Source organism: Bradyrhizobium jicamae (genome assembly GCF_001440395.1).
Taxonomy (GTDB): Bacteria; Pseudomonadota; Alphaproteobacteria; order Rhizobiales; family Xanthobacteraceae; genus Bradyrhizobium; species Bradyrhizobium jicamae.
The window spans coordinates 117,687-134,337 of the sequence record NZ_LLXZ01000152.1; the positions used below are offsets into that span (position 1 = coordinate 117,687).

At 62.3% G+C, this 16,651-nt stretch carries 15 protein-coding genes and 1 pseudogene; 2 read left to right on the plus strand and 14 right to left on the minus strand.

Annotation, left to right across the window (positions count from 1 at the left end; translation table 11 throughout):
* Positions 1 to 25: 25 nt before the first annotated feature.
* The 10 genes from CQ12_RS24840 to CQ12_RS24885 all read right to left on the minus strand — a co-directional run bounded on the left by CQ12_RS24840 (position 26) and on the right by CQ12_RS24885 (position 9,726).
* Complete coding sequence (locus tag CQ12_RS24840) at positions 26 to 1,207, minus strand: DUF3734 domain-containing protein (RefSeq protein WP_057837926.1); 1,182 nt, start codon at positions 1,205 to 1,207, stop codon at positions 26 to 28.
* A gap of 32 nt (positions 1,208 to 1,239) precedes the next feature.
* Positions 1,240 to 2,040: an acetoacetate decarboxylase gene (locus CQ12_RS24845; protein ID WP_057837927.1), complete on the minus strand. Its 801-nt coding sequence runs from the start codon at positions 2,038 to 2,040 to the stop codon at positions 1,240 to 1,242.
* A gap of 42 nt (positions 2,041 to 2,082) precedes the next feature.
* Complete coding sequence (locus CQ12_RS24850) at positions 2,083 to 2,730, minus strand: NAD(P)-dependent oxidoreductase (protein ID WP_057837928.1); 648 nt, start codon at positions 2,728 to 2,730, stop codon at positions 2,083 to 2,085.
* Complete coding sequence (locus CQ12_RS46640; RefSeq protein WP_245310112.1) at positions 2,730 to 2,852, minus strand: carboxymuconolactone decarboxylase family protein; 123 nt, start codon at positions 2,850 to 2,852, stop codon at positions 2,730 to 2,732. The genes CQ12_RS24850 and CQ12_RS46640 overlap by 1 nt, the downstream gene beginning before the upstream one ends.
* Positions 2,853 to 2,969: 117 nt before the next feature.
* Positions 2,970 to 3,944, minus strand: a complete 975-nt coding sequence (locus CQ12_RS24855; protein ID WP_083519472.1) for an MBL fold metallo-hydrolase — start codon at positions 3,942 to 3,944, stop codon at positions 2,970 to 2,972.
* A gap of 103 nt (positions 3,945 to 4,047) precedes the next feature.
* Positions 4,048 to 5,265 (minus strand): NAD(P)/FAD-dependent oxidoreductase, encoded by a 1,218-nt coding sequence (locus tag CQ12_RS24860; protein ID WP_057837929.1) that lies wholly within the window; start codon positions 5,263 to 5,265, stop codon positions 4,048 to 4,050.
* Positions 5,266 to 5,772: 507 nt separating this feature from the next.
* Complete coding sequence (locus CQ12_RS24870; RefSeq protein ID WP_057837931.1) at positions 5,773 to 6,723, minus strand: helix-turn-helix transcriptional regulator; 951 nt, start codon at positions 6,721 to 6,723, stop codon at positions 5,773 to 5,775.
* A gap of 288 nt (positions 6,724 to 7,011) precedes the next feature.
* Positions 7,012 to 8,616, minus strand: a complete 1,605-nt coding sequence (locus tag CQ12_RS24875; RefSeq protein ID WP_057837932.1) for an ATP-binding protein — start codon at positions 8,614 to 8,616, stop codon at positions 7,012 to 7,014.
* A 6-nt stretch (positions 8,617 to 8,622) separates the two neighbouring features.
* Positions 8,623 to 8,994, minus strand: a complete 372-nt coding sequence (locus tag CQ12_RS24880) for a response regulator transcription factor (RefSeq protein ID WP_063799806.1) — start codon at positions 8,992 to 8,994, stop codon at positions 8,623 to 8,625.
* Positions 8,995 to 9,075: 81 nt separating this feature from the next.
* On the minus strand, positions 9,076 to 9,726 hold the full coding sequence (locus CQ12_RS24885) for a response regulator transcription factor (protein WP_057837933.1): 651 nt from the start codon (positions 9,724 to 9,726) through the stop codon (positions 9,076 to 9,078).
* Positions 9,727 to 10,163: 437 nt separating this feature from the next.
* Here CQ12_RS24885 and CQ12_RS24890 point away from each other — a divergent pair, with 437 nt between their 5' ends.
* On the plus strand, positions 10,164 to 11,096 hold the full coding sequence (locus CQ12_RS24890) for a helix-turn-helix domain-containing protein (RefSeq protein ID WP_057837934.1): 933 nt from the start codon (positions 10,164 to 10,166) through the stop codon (positions 11,094 to 11,096).
* 49 nt (positions 11,097 to 11,145) lie between these two features.
* Here the strand turns inward: CQ12_RS24890 and CQ12_RS24895 are convergent, their stop codons facing one another.
* Positions 11,146 to 12,069 (minus strand): catalase family peroxidase, encoded by a 924-nt coding sequence (locus tag CQ12_RS24895; protein WP_057837935.1) that lies wholly within the window; start codon positions 12,067 to 12,069, stop codon positions 11,146 to 11,148.
* Positions 12,070 to 12,399: 330 nt separating this feature from the next.
* Here CQ12_RS24895 and CQ12_RS24900 point away from each other — a divergent pair.
* A pseudogene (locus CQ12_RS24900) lies at positions 12,400 to 12,990 on the plus strand (sigma-70 family RNA polymerase sigma factor); the annotation flags it as partial.
* Positions 12,991 to 13,133: 143 nt separating this feature from the next.
* Here CQ12_RS24900 and hemN read toward each other — a convergent pair.
* From hemN to nirK, 3 genes are all read right to left on the minus strand, one after another.
* On the minus strand, positions 13,134 to 14,486 hold the full coding sequence (hemN, locus tag CQ12_RS24905; RefSeq protein ID WP_057837936.1) for an oxygen-independent coproporphyrinogen III oxidase: 1,353 nt from the start codon (positions 14,484 to 14,486) through the stop codon (positions 13,134 to 13,136).
* A gap of 91 nt (positions 14,487 to 14,577) precedes the next feature.
* Positions 14,578 to 15,444 carry a formylglycine-generating enzyme family protein gene (locus CQ12_RS24910; protein WP_057837937.1) on the minus strand — a complete coding sequence of 289 codons (867 nt, stop codon included), beginning with the start codon at positions 15,442 to 15,444 and terminating at the stop codon, positions 14,578 to 14,580.
* 65 nt (positions 15,445 to 15,509) lie between these two features.
* A complete protein-coding gene (gene nirK / locus CQ12_RS24915; RefSeq protein WP_057837984.1) occupies positions 15,510 to 16,637 on the minus strand; it encodes a copper-containing nitrite reductase in 1,128 nt (375 codons plus the stop codon).
* Positions 16,638 to 16,651: the final 14 nt, after the last annotated feature.

Consider the following 16,651-nt stretch of genomic DNA (forward strand, 5'->3'; position numbering starts at 1 on the left):
TCTGGGAAGTGAAATCAGTCGCTGTTCATTCCGGGCGATGGATGTCATGGGTGACGATGCCGACTTCGGGAGCCGGCGGATCCAGGCGCCGCGGATCGGCCAGCGTGCGGCGGATGTCTTCCAGTCCGCTCTGCCAATGCGCGCGCATCGCGCTCAGCCCGAATTCGTAGTCCCTTGAATGGCCCTCATGGACCTTGGACTGATAGATCAGGTGGACGATGTTGTAGGAGCGATGGCGGGCGAGGTCCGCGATCGCACGGAGTTCCGGATCGCTCTTTGCGCTCGCCGGCAGCTTCTCGAGGGTTCGTTGCAGTGCCTGACGCATCTTCTGGATCCGCAGTGCCTGGTCGGTGACGGCGCGCGTGCGGCTTGAATATTGAATGTCCTTCTGCCGGCTCGACACCTCCATCAGGTCGTAGGGAACGCGGCCCCTGGCCGACCACAGATCGATCTGGAATGTCAGGGTGTCGCGAGGCTCGCCGGACAGTACGCGGGAGAGAGGCGTGTTCGAAACGACGCCGCCATCCCAGTAGTGTTCGCCCTCGATTTCGACGGCGGGGAATCCCGGTGGCAGCGCGCCGGAAGCCATAAAATGCTTCGGCCCCAGCCGGCGCTCGGCGGTGTCGAAATAGGTCAGATTGCCGGTGCGGACGTTGACCGCGCCGACGCTGACGCGCACCTCGCCCGAGTTCAGACGGTCGAAGTCGACGAGCCGCTCCAGGGTCTGGTGCAACGGTGCCGTGTCGTAGAAGCTGGTCGCGGCGTCACCCGAGAACGGCGACCAGAGCGGCGAGGGGAAGCGCGGCTTGAAGAAGCCGGATTGGCCATGGACCAACGCCTTCGCCGCCGCCAGCGCGTTGCGCACCGAGCTGATGTCGAACGCGAACGGCAGGGCATTTGCCAGCCCTTCGCCGGCGGGCCACTCTATCGAGAAAGCGCAGATGGTTTCCCAGAACTCGCGCAGCCGCGCGACGCGTTCGGTTTCGGGCGAGCCCGCGATGATGGCGGCATTGAGCGCGCCGATCGAGATGCCGGCCAGCCAGTTCGGCCGGATGCCGGCTTCGTGCAGGCCCTCATAGACGCCCGCCTGGTAGGCGCCAAGCGCGCCGCCGCCTTGCAGCACCAGCGCGACAACATCATAAGGCAGCAGCGCCTTGTTGTGCGGCTGCGGCACAGGATCAGTCTGCTCGCGTATTACGTTCAGCATTGCCAATACTCCTTGCATTGCGACTGATCCGGTCAGCCGGCATTCGCTTCGATCAGGATTTCGGACCCGGAGCCGTGTCGCCGCACAGCCGCGTTCGAGGCGAGATAGTCGTGGACCACGGTGCCAAGCCCGAGCGTCAGGTCGGCGACGACGTGTTTCGCCGACAGCACTTGAAGGACTGGCAGATCGGCGACGGGGGCCAGGGCATGGGAGAAGAGATCCAGCGCGGCCGGCCCGGTCCATGCGCCCTTCACCGTGATGTCTTCGAGGTGAAAGCGCACCAGCTCGCAGATCCGCGGCGTGCCGTCGACATGCGGGATGACCTTAAGCAGGAAATTCGGTCCGGCGAGCTTTTTCGCTTCGACTGAGGCGTCGAGCGCGCGGTGCTTGTAGCCCATGGTGCCGGTCGCGATGCGGACCGATCCGTAGTTCAAGGTGCCGACAAGCGTGTCGGTCTCGACTGCGAGCTTCGGCTCCGCGAGCTTCTTGGGAAAACCCCACAGCTCACGTCCGCCTGCAATGGGCGGATGATCGTTGAGAAACATCTGATGGATGAAGCTGCCGCGCTCGCCCTGATAGGACACCGGAATGACCTGGCCGCTTTCGGTGTAGTCGCCGAAGCCGGTGGAGTCAGGCATACGGATGAATTCGTAGTTCACCACCGGCTCGGTGATCGCCAGCGGTTCCGGCACGATGCGGCGCAACGCTTCGGGATCGGTCCGATACTGGATGATGAAGTATTCGCGGTTGACGAAGCGATAGGGGCCGGCGGGAAAGGCCGGGTTCGTCAGCGGCATGGCGAACGCGCTCGCGCGCACAGTCTCGTGTTTCATCGAGGTCGAGCTCCAAGGGTTTTGGGTGAGCGGGTCGCGCTCCTAGTTGCGCACCGTTATGGCCTTCCTGTATGTCGCGGGGTCATCGAGGATCTTGACCAGATACTCGGCCACATCAGCGCGGGTGGCTGTTGAAATGATGTTCCAGCGCAGATCGGTCCCTGCCTTCAGGTTTCCGCGAGCGCGCTTGAATGTCAGCGTTGCCGGTCGAACGATCGTCCAATCGCAATCACTCTCCCGGACGGCTGCCTCTTGCTCCTCCTTGTCTGCCATCACCTCCCCGAGTGCGAGCTTGACCATGAAGCCTGCGCCGAAACTCCCGGTGTGGTAGCTCTCACCGACGCTCACCGAACTCTCAACGATGAGTCGGCCACGGCCTTGAGGCATGGCTGCCAGAATGTTCCTGGTTCCCACCGAGCAAACCGGGACACTGGGCTGGCGTCGACCCCGGTCCCCTTTCGCCTGAGGTATCGCCCCCAACGCGCAGATGACCGCATCCGTACCTTGGACCGCAGACGCCACCGCGGCTGGATCCATTGCATCGCCCTTGACGATCCTGAGATTCGGATGGGTCAAAGGCATGCGCTTTGGGTCACGGACAAAGGCAGTGACGACGTGACCCGCGGACAAAGCGGACTCAACGACGAGCCGGCCTGTCGACCCCGTTGAACCAAAGACAACGACGTTCATCACACGCTCTCGTCGCGCGGCTTCGAAGCGCGATCGCCGTGGAGGGTGACTTCCTTGACATGCATGTCCACGCAGAAGGCGCAGCCGTTGAGCTGCGAGGCGCGCGGGGTCTCGTGTTTCATCGAGGTCGAGCTCCAAAATATTTCAGGTGAGCGGGCCGCACTCGCGTGCTGCAAACGCGGCCCGTATCGGATGAAGCGCTTACTGCGCGCCCTGGTTCGGCCTAAGCCAACGAGCGGTCAGTAATCCCAGGTGACCGGTACCCAGCGAAACACGTCGCCGGTGACCGCAACCCGGCCGACGGACGGGAACGGCAGGTGAGTGGCCACCAATAGCTCGCCGCTCGCCGCCAGCTCCCGCAAAAGCCGGCCCCGAACGCGGGCGGCCTCCTCGGGATCGTGTTCGAAGCCGTTGTGCCAGTCGGGGTTTTCGAACCCGACGGTGAACACGGCGTCGCCTGCGAATGTCAGCCGGTCGCCGCCGGACGCCAGGCGAACTACGCTGTGCCCGGGGGTGTGGCCGCCGGTGCGAGTGACGACCACCCCTGGCGCCACCTCGTGCTTCTCCTCGAACAGCCGCAACTGGCTGCGGTACTCGTTCAAGAACTGATTGGCGGTTGCTCGAAGCGCGTCCGGGAAGCCCTCCGGCATGGAGGTTTGTGAAAAATCGGGCAACGCCCAGAACTCGGCCTCGGCGGCCGCAACGTGAATCCGCAGATCCGGACGCAACCGCTCCTTCACGCCGTCGATGAGCAGCCCGCCAATGTGATCCATGTGCATGTGGGTCAGCACCACGTCGGTCACGGATCCAAGATCGATGCCGGCGGCCTCCAGTCGCTGGACCGTCCGCCCGGCCTTCGGCAAGTTCGGGTTCACCCCCAGCCCGGCGTCGACGAGGATGGTCTGCTCGCCGCTACGCACCACGACCACGTTCAGCGGCCAATCGATCATTTCCGGCGGCAGGAACATGTCCTCCAGCCAGGCCGCCCGGACGGCCGGGTCGGTGTCGTGTGCCAACATCTTGGTTGGCAGCGACAGCACCCCATCGCTGATCACCAGCACGTCAATCTCGCCGATACCCACCGCGTAGCGCGACGGAACCAGCTCGTCGTGTCCCGGTCGACCGAGGTGTGAGGGGTTGTCGAGACTCATGTGTGAGGCGTTGTGCAAGTTCATGTTTGTCTCCTCTCGAGTGTTGCGGATCATCTGATCCATCCTTGAAAACTCTTGCGCTCGATCTTGACGTTCGAACTTGGCGCTCGATCCTGGTCGGACCGCGCTTCGGTGAGGCAAGCGCGGCCCGTTTCGTGCGAAGGGGCTAGAAGAAGCCGCTCACATCAGTCACACGCTCCGGATCGGCCGAGGCGAGCGCTGCGGCACGCTCGGCCTTCGGCGGATAGATCCAGACGGTGTTGATCTCCTGCTTGGTCTTCTTGGCGACGTCGCCGACCATCGACACCTCGCGCTCCCAGCCACGCGTGAACAGCGCGCCGGCTCCTCCGAGGTCGAGACAGGTGACGTAACCCTTCTGGTGGTAGGGTTTGGTCGGAACGCCCAGGAGCTCGGCGGCGGCATTGTTGCCGGCGAAGGCGCCCATGCGCGTGGCGTGCTGACACGACATCAGCGCGTAGTTGCCGTCATCGTCGCATGCGGCTCTTGCGGCATCGCCGGTGGCGAAGACACCGGGCGCCGTCGGCACGCGTAAATCGCGATCGACGAGCAGGCGGCCGAAATTGTCACGCTCGGCGGGGATCTGCTGGGTCAATGGCGCGGCGCGCATGCCCGCCGCCCAGATCACGGTCTCGGTTTCGATGTGTTCGCCGTTGGACAGGGTAACGCCGGATTTGTCGAGCGAGGCGACGCCGGCCCCAAGCCTGGTCTCCACGCCGAGCTTGCGCATGGCTTCTTCGATGAGCGGGCGGGGGCCTTCGCCCATGTCGGGAGCGATCGCGCTATTGCGGTCGACGATGATCACGCGCGTCTTGGCGTCCTTGCCGAAGATCTTGCGTAAGCGCGAGGGCATCTCGGTGGCCGCTTCGATGCCCGTGAAACCGCCGCCGGCAACGACGACCGTGTCGCGCCCGTTCACGGCCGGCCGGTCAACCAGGCTGTGCAGATGCTTGTCGAGCGCGATCGCGTCACCGAGCGAGTCGACGCTGAAGCTGTGTTCGGCAAGGCCGGGAATGTTGGGGCGGAACAGTCGGCTGCCGGTGGCTACCACCAGCCGGTCGTAAGAAAGCGTTTTTCGCGTGCCTTTGGGAGTCGCGATCTGCACCGTCTGCGCCTTGGTGTCGATTGTCTCCGCGCTGCCCTGCACGTAGTCGACATCGATCGCCTTGAGCACGTCCAGCAGCGGCGCCGTCAGCGTTTCCGGTTTCGGCTCATAGAGCCGCGGGCGGACGACCAGCGTCGGCTCGGGCGCGATCAGCGCGATCTGGAGTTCTTCCGGCGAGACGCCCTGGATATCGCGCAGGCGGGCGGCAGAAAGGGCGGCGTACATGCCGGCAAAGCCGGCGCCGATGATGATCAGTCGCATATGGTTTACTCCTGGGGTTGGATTTTCTAGGCGCGCACGCGTTACCGCCGCCGCTGTTGGCGGCCGAGCATTGCGATCGACGATGACGCGAACTTTGAAACGAGGGCCGGCGGTCCTTACGGGGCAGCGCAATTCGGCAGTGACAACATCAGCGCGGGGCCTTCACATGTCGCGCTGCAGCTTCTCGGCGCCAGCGGCCAGCCGCGCAAGGCGATCGGCAGCGAGGGCCTTGCAGGGGCGCCGTTGTTGATCATGATCGAAGTCATGGGATGGGCACCTGGATTGCCTTGGACCGGCACTTCTTCGCCGGTTGGTGAGGTGAAACGCACGGTCAATGAAAGTCCGTACATGAGTGCGGTCGCGACGGTTCGTCGTCGTGGCGCAATTGCAAGGCATCTCCAGTCCATCGTCCGGCTCCGTACGTCATTGTGTGGACACTGCGATGATTTACCGAACTACATGGTCATCCGCCCCAGAGCGATTGCCGTACCTGTAGAGCAATTGCTGCTAACGAATGCGCCGTCGCCAATCGCTCGGCGTTTCACCGGTCAGCTTCCTGAACGCCGCCGCGAACGCGGTCTGCGAGGAGTAGCCAAGCGCGGCTGCGACCGACACGACCGATGCGTCGGCGTCGCGCAGCATGTTCATGGCCTGCTCGAGCCGGTGCTGGCGCAGCCAGGCATGCGGCGAAAGCCCGGTGCTTTCCTTGAAGGCGCGGCAGAAATGGAAGCGCGACAGGCCGGCGTCAGAAGCCAGCGCACCGAGCGAGACGTCCGCATCGCTGTCCGAGCGCAGGCGTTCGACGGCGCGGCGCAGCACCGTCGGCGAGAGGCCACCGAGGGTGGGCTGGAACGTGGTTGGCGAACCGGTATGCGACGCCAACAGGCGCGTGGCAAGAAGATCCGTCAGCTGCTGCCTGAACAGTGCATCCAGGGCCGCGCTACCCTCGAGCGCATCCGCCGCACTCAGGAGCAATCGGGATGTAATGATGTCGGTATGCCCCGTTCTTTCCAGGAGATCGCCGGGAGCTGACGCGCCGGCTTCAAGGGCAGCACATTCGAGCGTTTTGTGCGGAAGGTAGAGCTGAACGACGTTGACGGGTCCGGGAATATCCCAACGCGCGCTCGAGCCGGCCGGAATGATCGTCACGACCCCGGAACGCGCCGTTCCAATCGCAGCTGATTTCCCGCTGCGCCGTTCGAGCCGCTGTACGCCGGTCGGGTAAGTCATGATGACGTGATCTGTCATGGGCTCGACTACGTCATGCAGGGCGCCATGTTTCCAGTGAGCAATCGCGCCGTTGGACGGGTCGGAAGCCATGCGGAGCGGTGCGGTCTTGAGCACGCGCGCCATCTCTGCGTCTGCGGCACGTGGGTCGGCGCGTGGCAGCTCGTTCTGGCGCGCCCCCGGCGCGGCTGGCAGATTTTCCGACGGATCGCGCAAGATTTGCTTGGTCATCGACTTGTGCTCACGTTGTGGCGCCAGGCGTCAGAACCAATGAGGCGCGCCACTGCTGCCTCTGTGCTCGCGATAATGACGGCCAGCGTCGCCAGACGGAATCATGCGGCGAGTCTGGTCTGGCAGGTTCGGCGGATAGATGGACCTGTACCTTGGGATAGTACCGATAGGAGCGTGTCATCGCGGCCCGGTCGCCTATCATCCGGGGAAGCGCGGGAGGTAAGCTTTGAGGACACGGTGATGTGCTTCGAGAAGATTGCGCGAGGCCTGAAGGCTCAATGCGTGGGGTCAGGCGGGGCAGTCCGAATTAATAGGGACTGTGAACTGAAACGCCGCACCTTTGGGGACGTTTGCGGCCGCTCGCAATTGTCCACCGTGATCCTCGACGATCGAACGGCAGATGGATAGTCCCATTCCCAGGCCGCTCGACTTCGTCGTATAAAATGCCTCGAAGGCTCGCTCGATTGCGTCTTCTGGTAGACCCGGGCCAGAGTCTCGGACCGCAACGAGAACACAGTCAGCTTCAGCCTGGGTGCTGATTAGCAATTCCCGACGGCCGTCGCTCATCTGGCTCATCGCTTCGACTGCGTTTACGATCAAATTCAGCATCACCTGTTGCATCTGAACCCGACTGCCTTGAATGACAGGTAAACCCTCCGCCAGTTGGGTCCGCACTTGAACGCCGTTTTTCAACGCTTCCCCGCGCGTCAGTCCGATAACTTCCGAAATGGCTTCATTAATCTCCAAGCGGTCCTTTCGCACGGGCTCCTTCCTGACCAACGCGTGCGTCCGGTCGACAACTTCACTGACGCGCATGCCGTTCAGCACAGCTCGGTCTATTGCCTTCTTCGCCTTCTCAATGTCTGGCTGCTGGCGAGTGAGGAAGCGCTGAGCGGTTTGGGTATTCAGGAGCGCGGCCGTGATCGGCTGCTTGACCTCGTGCGCAATAGACGCCGTAAGCTGGCCCAGAGTTGCCAGCCGATTGGCGTGGGCCAATTCCGTCTGCATGTTGCGGAATCGCCGCTCGCTCTCACGCGCTTCTGTTTCTGCCCGCTTACGCTCGGTTAGATCGAGCACAAAAGCGACACCCTGGCCCTCTGTCCCTTCAAGGTTCTCGACGCCGATCAACACCGGGACGCGGCCCCCATTCTTCCGGATATACTCCTTTTCATAGGGCTGGACCGCTCGCTTGTTCTTTAGCTCGGATATCGTCAGCGCATCGCGATCGCGCCATTCAGGGGGCGTCATGTCGACCCAGCTCACTCGACCGGACAGCAGATCGTGTTGATCATACCCAACGATGCGGAGAAACTCGCTATTGGCATCAAGAATCTGTCCCTCCACATTCCAGGTGACGATGCCGATGATGTTGGCATCGACGAGGCGGCGAATTTTCGCCTCACGTTGCTCAATCTCTCGCTGCATGGTTGCAATGGATCTCAAGTCCGCCTGCAACACGTCACGCCACTGCAACAGCAGCCTGAGGTAGAGCTCGCTGTATTCGTTGCTTTTCCTGTCGAGAACGCAAATCGTTCCAAATATCTCGCCATCGGGCCAGCTGATCGGTACACCGAGGTAAGAGATCATGCCTAGTTTGATGTCAGGGTTTGATTTCCACGCCTCGTCTTGCAGGGCGTCCGGGACAATCAATGGTCGGCGGGTATTCATTACGGTCTCGCAATAGAGACCTGTATTGAGACACGCGGCCTCGTCCGGTTCGTAAGGATTTCCCTTGGACTCGCTGGAAACGAAAACTTTGATGTTTGGCGGCTCTACTCTCATGATCAAGGCGGAGGGAACATTCAGAATATCGGCCAGAAGATCTACGATCTCCTGCCATTTTCGCATGACTTCCGCAGGTACTTGCGTGCTGTTGAGCGTGTCAGTCCACATCGACACTCATTCCCGTCTCAGGGCGGACTGCAGATGCCGAAGCAGCGCCTCACTTTCTATCGGTTTGGTCAGGTAGGCGTAGGCGCCGCCTCTCATCGCGTGCGATCGGGTCGCCGGCCTGGTGTCGGCGGTTACGATGATCACCGGCATCGAGGAGCCGATGTCTCGCAGTCGCTGCAGCAGGTCGAGCCCGCTATGGCCAGGCATGCTCACATCGGTGATCAGGCAGTCGTACCTGCCCGGGACGTAATCCGCCATGAAGGCCTCCGCTCGATCGAAAGTGTGACACGATAGTTCCAGCACCAGAAGGAGGTCGGAAAGGGCCTCTCGCACTGCTTCGTCGTCATCTATGATCGCGACTATAGGCGCTTTGGACAAGCCGATGACTCTCGCTAGAGTGGCCGGGTGACCACCCCCGCATCTGATCCATTGCCGGCCGGATCGTAACCATCCTTTGGTCTAGGGTGATTTTTCCTCCCGGATCTCCGCAGGCAGCAGTTCCCAGATGCGAATGAGCTGCCCGACCGACGTCGCCTGCATCTTCTTCGTCACGCTGCCGCGGTGCAGCTTGACGGTGACCTCGCTGATGCCGAGATCGAACGCGATCTGCTTGTTGAGCCGGCCCTTTGCCACTTCGCGCAAAACCTCGCGTTCGCGTGGCGTCAGTTTTGCGTAGCGGTCGACATGCTGCTTGACGTGACGGGCCGCAGTTCTCAGCGAAATATCTTTCTCGATTGCGGCTGTCACCGCATCGAGCAGTGTCTGGTCTCTTACCGGCTTCGTCAGAAAGTCGATCGCTCCCGCCTTCATCGCCTGAACCGTCATCGCGATGTCGCCATGCCCGGTGAGGAAAATGATCGGTCGCGTATTGCCGTTCGATGCGAGATGCTGCTGCAGATCGAGGCCGCTTGCCCCCGGCATGCGAACGTCGAGGATCAGGCAACCCGGGCGTTCCGGAAGGTCGGCGTGCAATAATTCCTGCGTTGATCCAAAGCAGCGCGCGTCGATTCCCACCGACAGCAACAACTCTTCGAGTGCGGACCGGATCTCCTCGTCATCGTCCACGATCAGGACGAGAGGCCGCTCGATATTGTCGGCAGCGATGCTCATGGGATAGCGCGGTAAGGGAGGCAGGGCAGATGAGTCAGCGAGTGCAGTGGTACCAAGCATGGGCGTAGCCTCCTTCGCTTCTGCTCCGTTGTCTGTCGCGGTCGTTCATCCGGGTCGATCGTTCAGGGCGTGTTCTAGACCCCGTACAAGTACGGCGTCTTTCCTAAAGTCGCCGTGATTTGTCGGAACCTGCTGCAAGCGCGCAATTGTGATACGAACTGTCTAGGCGCCCCGAACTCGCGACTGGAGGATCAACGCCTAATCACATTGAAGTCGCTCAGAAAATCGTTCCAGCACGATCGAGCCGGTTGCCGTCACAATGGCTTCCCGGTTCACGAGTATGCCTAGACGTTGGTTCCCTGGTGACAGATAATACGTCACGGCGTCGCGGGCGACGATGAGTTCCCCGTCCAAATCCATCCACGAGATCAATTCCGATGACCCAGACGGGCGTCTTCGTACAGAGGCTCGGGCAGTTCCTGCACCTGACAGATGCGCCGCCGTCGCTGATCACGCGTTCACTGCGCGGCGCGGAACTTGCCGTTACCGAAACCCGGGATGACAACCCCGTGCCGGGTCTTTCCGGCTCGTTCACCCCAGAGGATGCCTTTCTCGTCAGCCTGAAACTGCACGATTACCCGGACTGCGAACTCTGGGAGAACGGCAAGTGCGTGATGAAAGCCGATGTCCCGGCGGGCGCAACCTATCTGTACGACCTCAAGACCGATCCGCGCTACGTGATCAACAAGCCGTTCCACTCCCTGTTTTTCTATCTGCCGCGCTCGGCGCTCGATGGCCTTGCCGAACAGTCCCGCGCGCCGCGCGTCGATCAACTCGCCTGTGAACTCGGCGTCGGCCATGACGACGCGGTCGTCCGCCATATCGGTGCGACGCTGCAGCAGGGGCTACGTCGGTCGGACGAGACCAACCAGCTTTTCATCGACCATATGATGCTTGCGCTCACGGCGCATGTCGCGCAGGCCTATGGCGGACTACGTCCCGACAATAAGACGAACCGCGGCGGTCTTGCGCCGTGGCAGGCGAAGCAGGCCTGCGAAAGGCTCGAGGCAGATCTCGGCGGAAAGCTTTCGCTGGAGCAGATCGCGGCCGAATTTGGCCTCTCTGTCAGCCATTTTTCACGCGCATTTCGAACTTCCACCGGCCTGCCGCCGCACCAATGGCTGCTTCGCCAGCGCGTGAAAACGGCCAAGCAGTTGATGAGTGTCCGCGATCTGCCGCTGTCGGAAATTGCGATCTCGGCCGGGTTCGCCAATCAAAGCCATTTTACGCGGGTGTTTTCGGCCGTGGTCGGCGTCAGCCCGGGAGCATGGCGCCGCGAAGCGCAGGGTGGTCCGGAAGGCGACACGTGATCCGGATCTTTATCTCGAGATCGCTATGGGCAATGCCGGCCTCATCCGGTCAGCGGCGCTTTGCCAGTGAAATGGCATAGACGGCCCGGCGTATCGCAAAGATCTCATCCGGCGGATGACCGATGCCTTCGGCGAGATTTGCCGGATCGAAGACGGACGCGTCGCACGCGTCATCCGCTTCAACACCGGTGATGACGATCGTTCCCAGCCGCACCGTGTCGCGACTGTCCTCATCCGGCCATCGGATGGTCACGTCCGTGGTGGGATCGCCGGGACGGTCAAGCAGCGCCATCACGTTGAACCGGACATCACCTGCAGCGATCCGGCTTTCGAGGTCATCATGCAGGAAGTCGGCAGGCTTTGCTCTTGCTTCCTCGTCGGTCAGCGTGGGGTGTTCGCCCACCGGAACGGCCTTGAACTTGATGAACCGCGTCTCGCCCTTTGCATTTGTCGCGGGAAAGGCGTGCACGCCCCAATAGGTCGTGGCCGCAAAACTCGCGGGCAGCGGATGCGCGGCAATATAGTTTGCCTGATGCAGCGTTTCGGGATTGGCGGCAGAGAATGCCATGATGTTTGCCGTATCCGGCTTGCCGTTCGTCCCCACCATGCGCGCCTTGAGGAAAGCCAGCATCTGGTCGGGCGTCCTCGCAAAATGGACCGGTGCGCTCTGCAGGAGGATATTCGAGCGATGGTATTCGTCACCGAGCCTGAAGCTCAAGCCGCGCAGCACGAATCTGTCGGTATCGGCCACGCGCGGATCGCTGCCGCCAACCGAAAAGCGCGCCAGCACGCGCGATGGCCTGGTGAAGCTGTGGGAATTTGTAATCTCTTTCGCCCGGTCCGAGGCGGCATAGGTGCCGCGAACGCACCGGCCTTTGGCAAAGCTCGCGCGCGCCTTCGGATCGCCGGCTACCCCTTTCAGGGCGTCGACGATGGAGGCGAGTGTGGCGGCGCCGGTTGGGAACTCGGACATGCTGAAATCTTGGGCGTGAGCGTTCGATGTGCGTTTTTGCGCCGGACAGACCCTGTGTCTTCCTCAAAACGATCAGGCCTTGTCCGATCCTGCTGCCGGCTGCCCATCCGCGAGGCACCATGCGCCCCGGCAACCCCGGCAGCGAACCCGTCTTTCCGCCCTCAGGCGAATTCACCCTGGACCAGCGGATTAGAAATCCGATCCTCCCGTAGGGTAGCCCGGACCACGCCGCGCGACGCATCATTGACGCAATCTCGTCAATGGAAGTGGGAGAGAAAGATGTGCGAGTGTCGGCAGGGAGTGACGAGGCCGGTTCGGTGCCAGGACAAGCTGGCCTATGCTGTCGGCAGCGCGACGGAAGCGGAGGAGGGTGTTTCCGACGAGATGCTTCTGAAGGGGGTTGCGGAAGGCGACAAGGCGTCGATGCACATCATGTTCGCCCGTCACCGCACCAAGGTGTTTCGTTTCATTCAGAGGATCGTTCGGAATGCAGCCATTGCCGAAGATCTCGTCAGCCAGGTATTCCTCGATGTCTGGCGATCCGCAAACAGGTTCGAAAACCGCGCGCGGGTTACCACGTGGCTATTCTCGATTGCCCGTCTCAAGGCATTGTACTCGCTGCGGGAACGAAAGCATGAGGATATCGATCAAGACGATGTCGTCGGGATCGCCGATGCCGTGGATACGCCGGAAGCCGCGCTCGATCGCAAAAGAGCGAGCGCGATGCTACGTTCATGCATCGACCAGCTGTCTCCGGCGCAACGTCAAATCATCGAGCTGATCTATTATCACGAACACTCCGTCGCCGAAGCCAGCCGGATCGCAGGCATTCCTTGTGCTACCGTAAAGAGCCGGATGTTCTACGCACGCAAGCAACTTGCGCGGATGCTTGTCAGCGCCGGTTTCGAGGCTGCACCGGCCAGGGCTGACGTCAATGAGAGAACGGAGCAACGGCGATCGCGTGGATTGCCGTTCGAGATGTGGCCGAGGGCGTCAGCCGTTGCGCAGGGGGCGTACGGGCGGGTCGAGTGAATGCGGCCGCAAGCGCTATGGGAATGTTCGGGTCAGACCGCGCGGCTATGTGTTGCCGCGGAATGGGCGAGATGAGCATCGAACGCCGATGCAACGCTTCGCACCAGGAATTCCGCACCGTCGCTGATGGAAAGCCGATCGTCGATCATCGTCACGGCGCCGTCGGCGATCAGGCTCTCGATCCGCGACCGATCGACGATCGCGGACCGCAGGTCGCGGTCGTGCAACCGGGATACGAGGGGCAGATCGACGGCAAGATCGCACATGATTCGCTCGATGATGTCGGCGCGGAAGCGATCTTCCCTGGTGAACGCATATCCCTTGGCGGTGCCGAACCGGCTTTTGGCGATGCGCGCGAGGTAGTCGCGGGTCGAAACCGCGTTCTGTACGAAGCCTTGCGGCATGCGGCCGATGGCGCTGGCGCCGAGGCCGATCAGTGTGTCGGCGGAATCGTCCGTATAACCCTGGAAGTTGCGCTTCAACCTGCCATCCTGTCTGGCAATGGCCAGGCTGTCGCCTGGAAGGGCAAAATGATCGAGGCCGATGCGGACGTAGCCTGCGTCCAGCAATGCTTCGGCGATCGCCTCAGACTGAAGGTGCCGCTCGACGCTGTCAGGCAAGGCGGCTTCTGCGATCTTGCGCTGATGCTTCTTGAACGTGGGAATGTGGGCATAGCCGAACACCGAAAAGCGATCCGGTCGGAGCTCGACGCATTTGGCGACGGTATCGAGACACGAGTCGACCGTTTGCTGCGGCAGCCCGTAGAGCAGGTCGAAATTGACCCGGCCGACACCCGCCCGGCGCAGGCGCTCGACGGAGGCCGCGGTTTGCTCGAAACTCTGCAGCCGGTTGATGGCCTGCTGCACGGCAGGGTCGAAGCTCTGGACACCCAGACTAGCGCGGTTGACACCGCTGAAGCCGAGCGCCTCCGTCATCGGCTCCGTCAGCGTACGTGGGTCGATCTCGACGGCGATCTCGGCATCCGGCAGCACGAAGAACGAGTAGCGTAGCGTGCCGACGAGATCCACGAAGGTTTCGGGCGGCATGATCGTCGGCGTGCCGCCGCCAAAGTGAACGTGCGAGATGGGCATTCTCTGACCGATCGCTTCCGCGACAAGCCGTACTTCAGTGCGCAGGCCTGCTGTATAGGTTGCGATCGGATCGTCGCGCTTGGTGACTGACGTGTGGCAACCGCAATACCAGCACATGGACCGGCAGAACGGCACATGCAAATAGATCGAGGCGGGCTGCTGGACCGGCACCGACTTCAGCCATCTCCGATATTCCTCTTCGCCGATTGTCGGCGAGAAATGCGGGGCCGTGGGATAGCTGGTGTAGCGCGGGAGTCTGTCCTGCCCGTAGGATTGCGCCAAGTCCGATCGCATCTGCTGTTCTCCTTCCGTCTTCAGATCAACTACCGGACTTGGCGCGGAAGGACTTTGTTCTAGCTCAACCCGCTGGTCTGTCGCCAAACCGCTAGCTCCGCCGCAGCAGCTTCGCGATGTTGCGGGCGGCCGCGGTCACGGTCGGCTGAGACGGTTCCATGACGAGCCTGAAGCCGAGATTGGCCGGCGGGACGCCCGCTGCGCAGCCGCCGGATCTTGGATCGCGGATGAAGTCGGTCATGTAGGAGCGATGGGCGCCCTGCACGACGCGGACGCCGCAATTGCTGTTGGTGGTGCGCTCCTGTACGCCATCGAGCGAAACGCGAACGAAGCAGCTGTTCGTCCACTCCCAGACATTGCCGGCTAGGTCGTCCAGTCCGTTGCTGTTGGTCCCGAACGTGCCACCGGGCTGCGCGGCCGTCGCGGTGGGCCTGTCGCGGGCGGATTCGGTTTCATAGCGGGCGATCCAGGCCTGTGCGGGATCAGTGGGATCCACCAGAGGCATAGCTTCGTCGCGCGACTTTTCGGCGGCCGCGAATGTCCATTCTTCGTCGGTCGGCAGACGATAGGTGGCGCCAGTCTTGCGCGACAGCCAGGCGGCGTAAGCCGAGGCATCGTGCCAGCTGACGCCGACGACGGGAAGATTCGGCGCACCAGCGGAAGTGCTGACGCGCGGGCAGGCCCCTTCGTCGACACAGCGCGCGTATTCGGCGGCCGTGACTTGCCGTTTCATGATGACGAGATCAGCTGGCAGGCGGAGTTCGTGCAACGGTCCTTCGACCGGTCGGCCGTTCCGTGAGAAATCGCCGGCGGCGCGGTAGCTGAAGGATGTAGACACCAGGCGCTGGGCTCCGTCCAGGTCTTGTGGAGATGGAGCGGGTGTAAAGGTGGTTGCCGCAATCGGCGTGGCCAGCGCGCCTGCGAGCATTGCCACCTTCACTTTCATCACGATGAGCACGATATAACCTCCTCTTCGTGCGACGGCCCGCGGCGATAACCGCGGGCCGTCATTTTCGGCGCTACCTAGCGGGTGACGGCCACCGGGTCGGCGGCACCGACCTTGTCAGGCGGGGTCGGACCGGGAGGCGAGACCTGCTTCATCAGGTCTTCGTTCCACTTGCCCTCTACCTTGATATGCGCGCTGGCACCGAGTTCGACCGCCTCGATCAGGTTGTGGTTGACGTAGGCGTAGATGCCGGGCTCGCGGAAGGTGTAGAGAGCAGCGCCGGCCGAGCCGCCGCGAATGAACCAGGTCTCGAGGTCCTTCTGCGGCGGATTGTTGAACTTGCCGGCCTCCCAGACGTGGTCGCCGTGCCCGCCGATCAGGTGAGGCCGGGTATCGCGATTGGCCTGCGAATGCACGAGCATGACGGTCTCGCCCACTTTTGCCGTCATGGCGTTTTTGCCAGTGAGCGATCCAACCCGCCCATTGAAAACCACGTGGGTCGGGATCAGCTTGCGCATGACCTCGGTGGTGTCGGCAAAGGATTCGCCGATGGTTTCGTAGGTCTTGTACTTGCCGTTCTCGTCCTTCGGCACGTAGAGGTCATTCTCGCCGATGTAGAAGATCTTGTCGTAGCGCAGCGCCTTGCCTTCGGCGTCCTTCAGGCCCTCGCGCGGCAGCACCATCACCGTGCCGTGCATGCCGGAGACGACGTGCCAGGGGATCATGCCTTCGGGGGCGCAGTGATACACGAAGACGCCGGGCCGCGTCGCCTTCCAGCGCAGCACTACCTGTTCACCGGGATTGACATGGGTCAGTGCGCCGCCGCCGAGTGCACCGGTTGCCGAGTGCAGGTCGATATTGTGCGGCATGCTGTTGGTCGCGGGGTTGACCAGCGTGAGCTCCATGTAGTCGCCCTCGTGGAGCACCATCATCGGGCCCGGCATCGATCCGTCGAACGTCATCGCGTGGAATTTCGTGCCGGCATCGTCGATGACGACTTCCTGCTCGCGGATCGTCAGCTTGAATTCGACGATCTTCGGTCCCGCTTTGGTCGCCTGTTCGTGGGCGTGGACGAAAGGCGGGGCGACCAGTTCGACTTTCTGGCGCGGCAGTTTGAGATCGTCTGCCGGTCCCGCCACGGCCGGTGCGGCCATTATCAGTGCCGCGACTGCGGCGCCCATTAAAGCAGTCCTTCTCGTCAGCATGATGCTCTCCATCG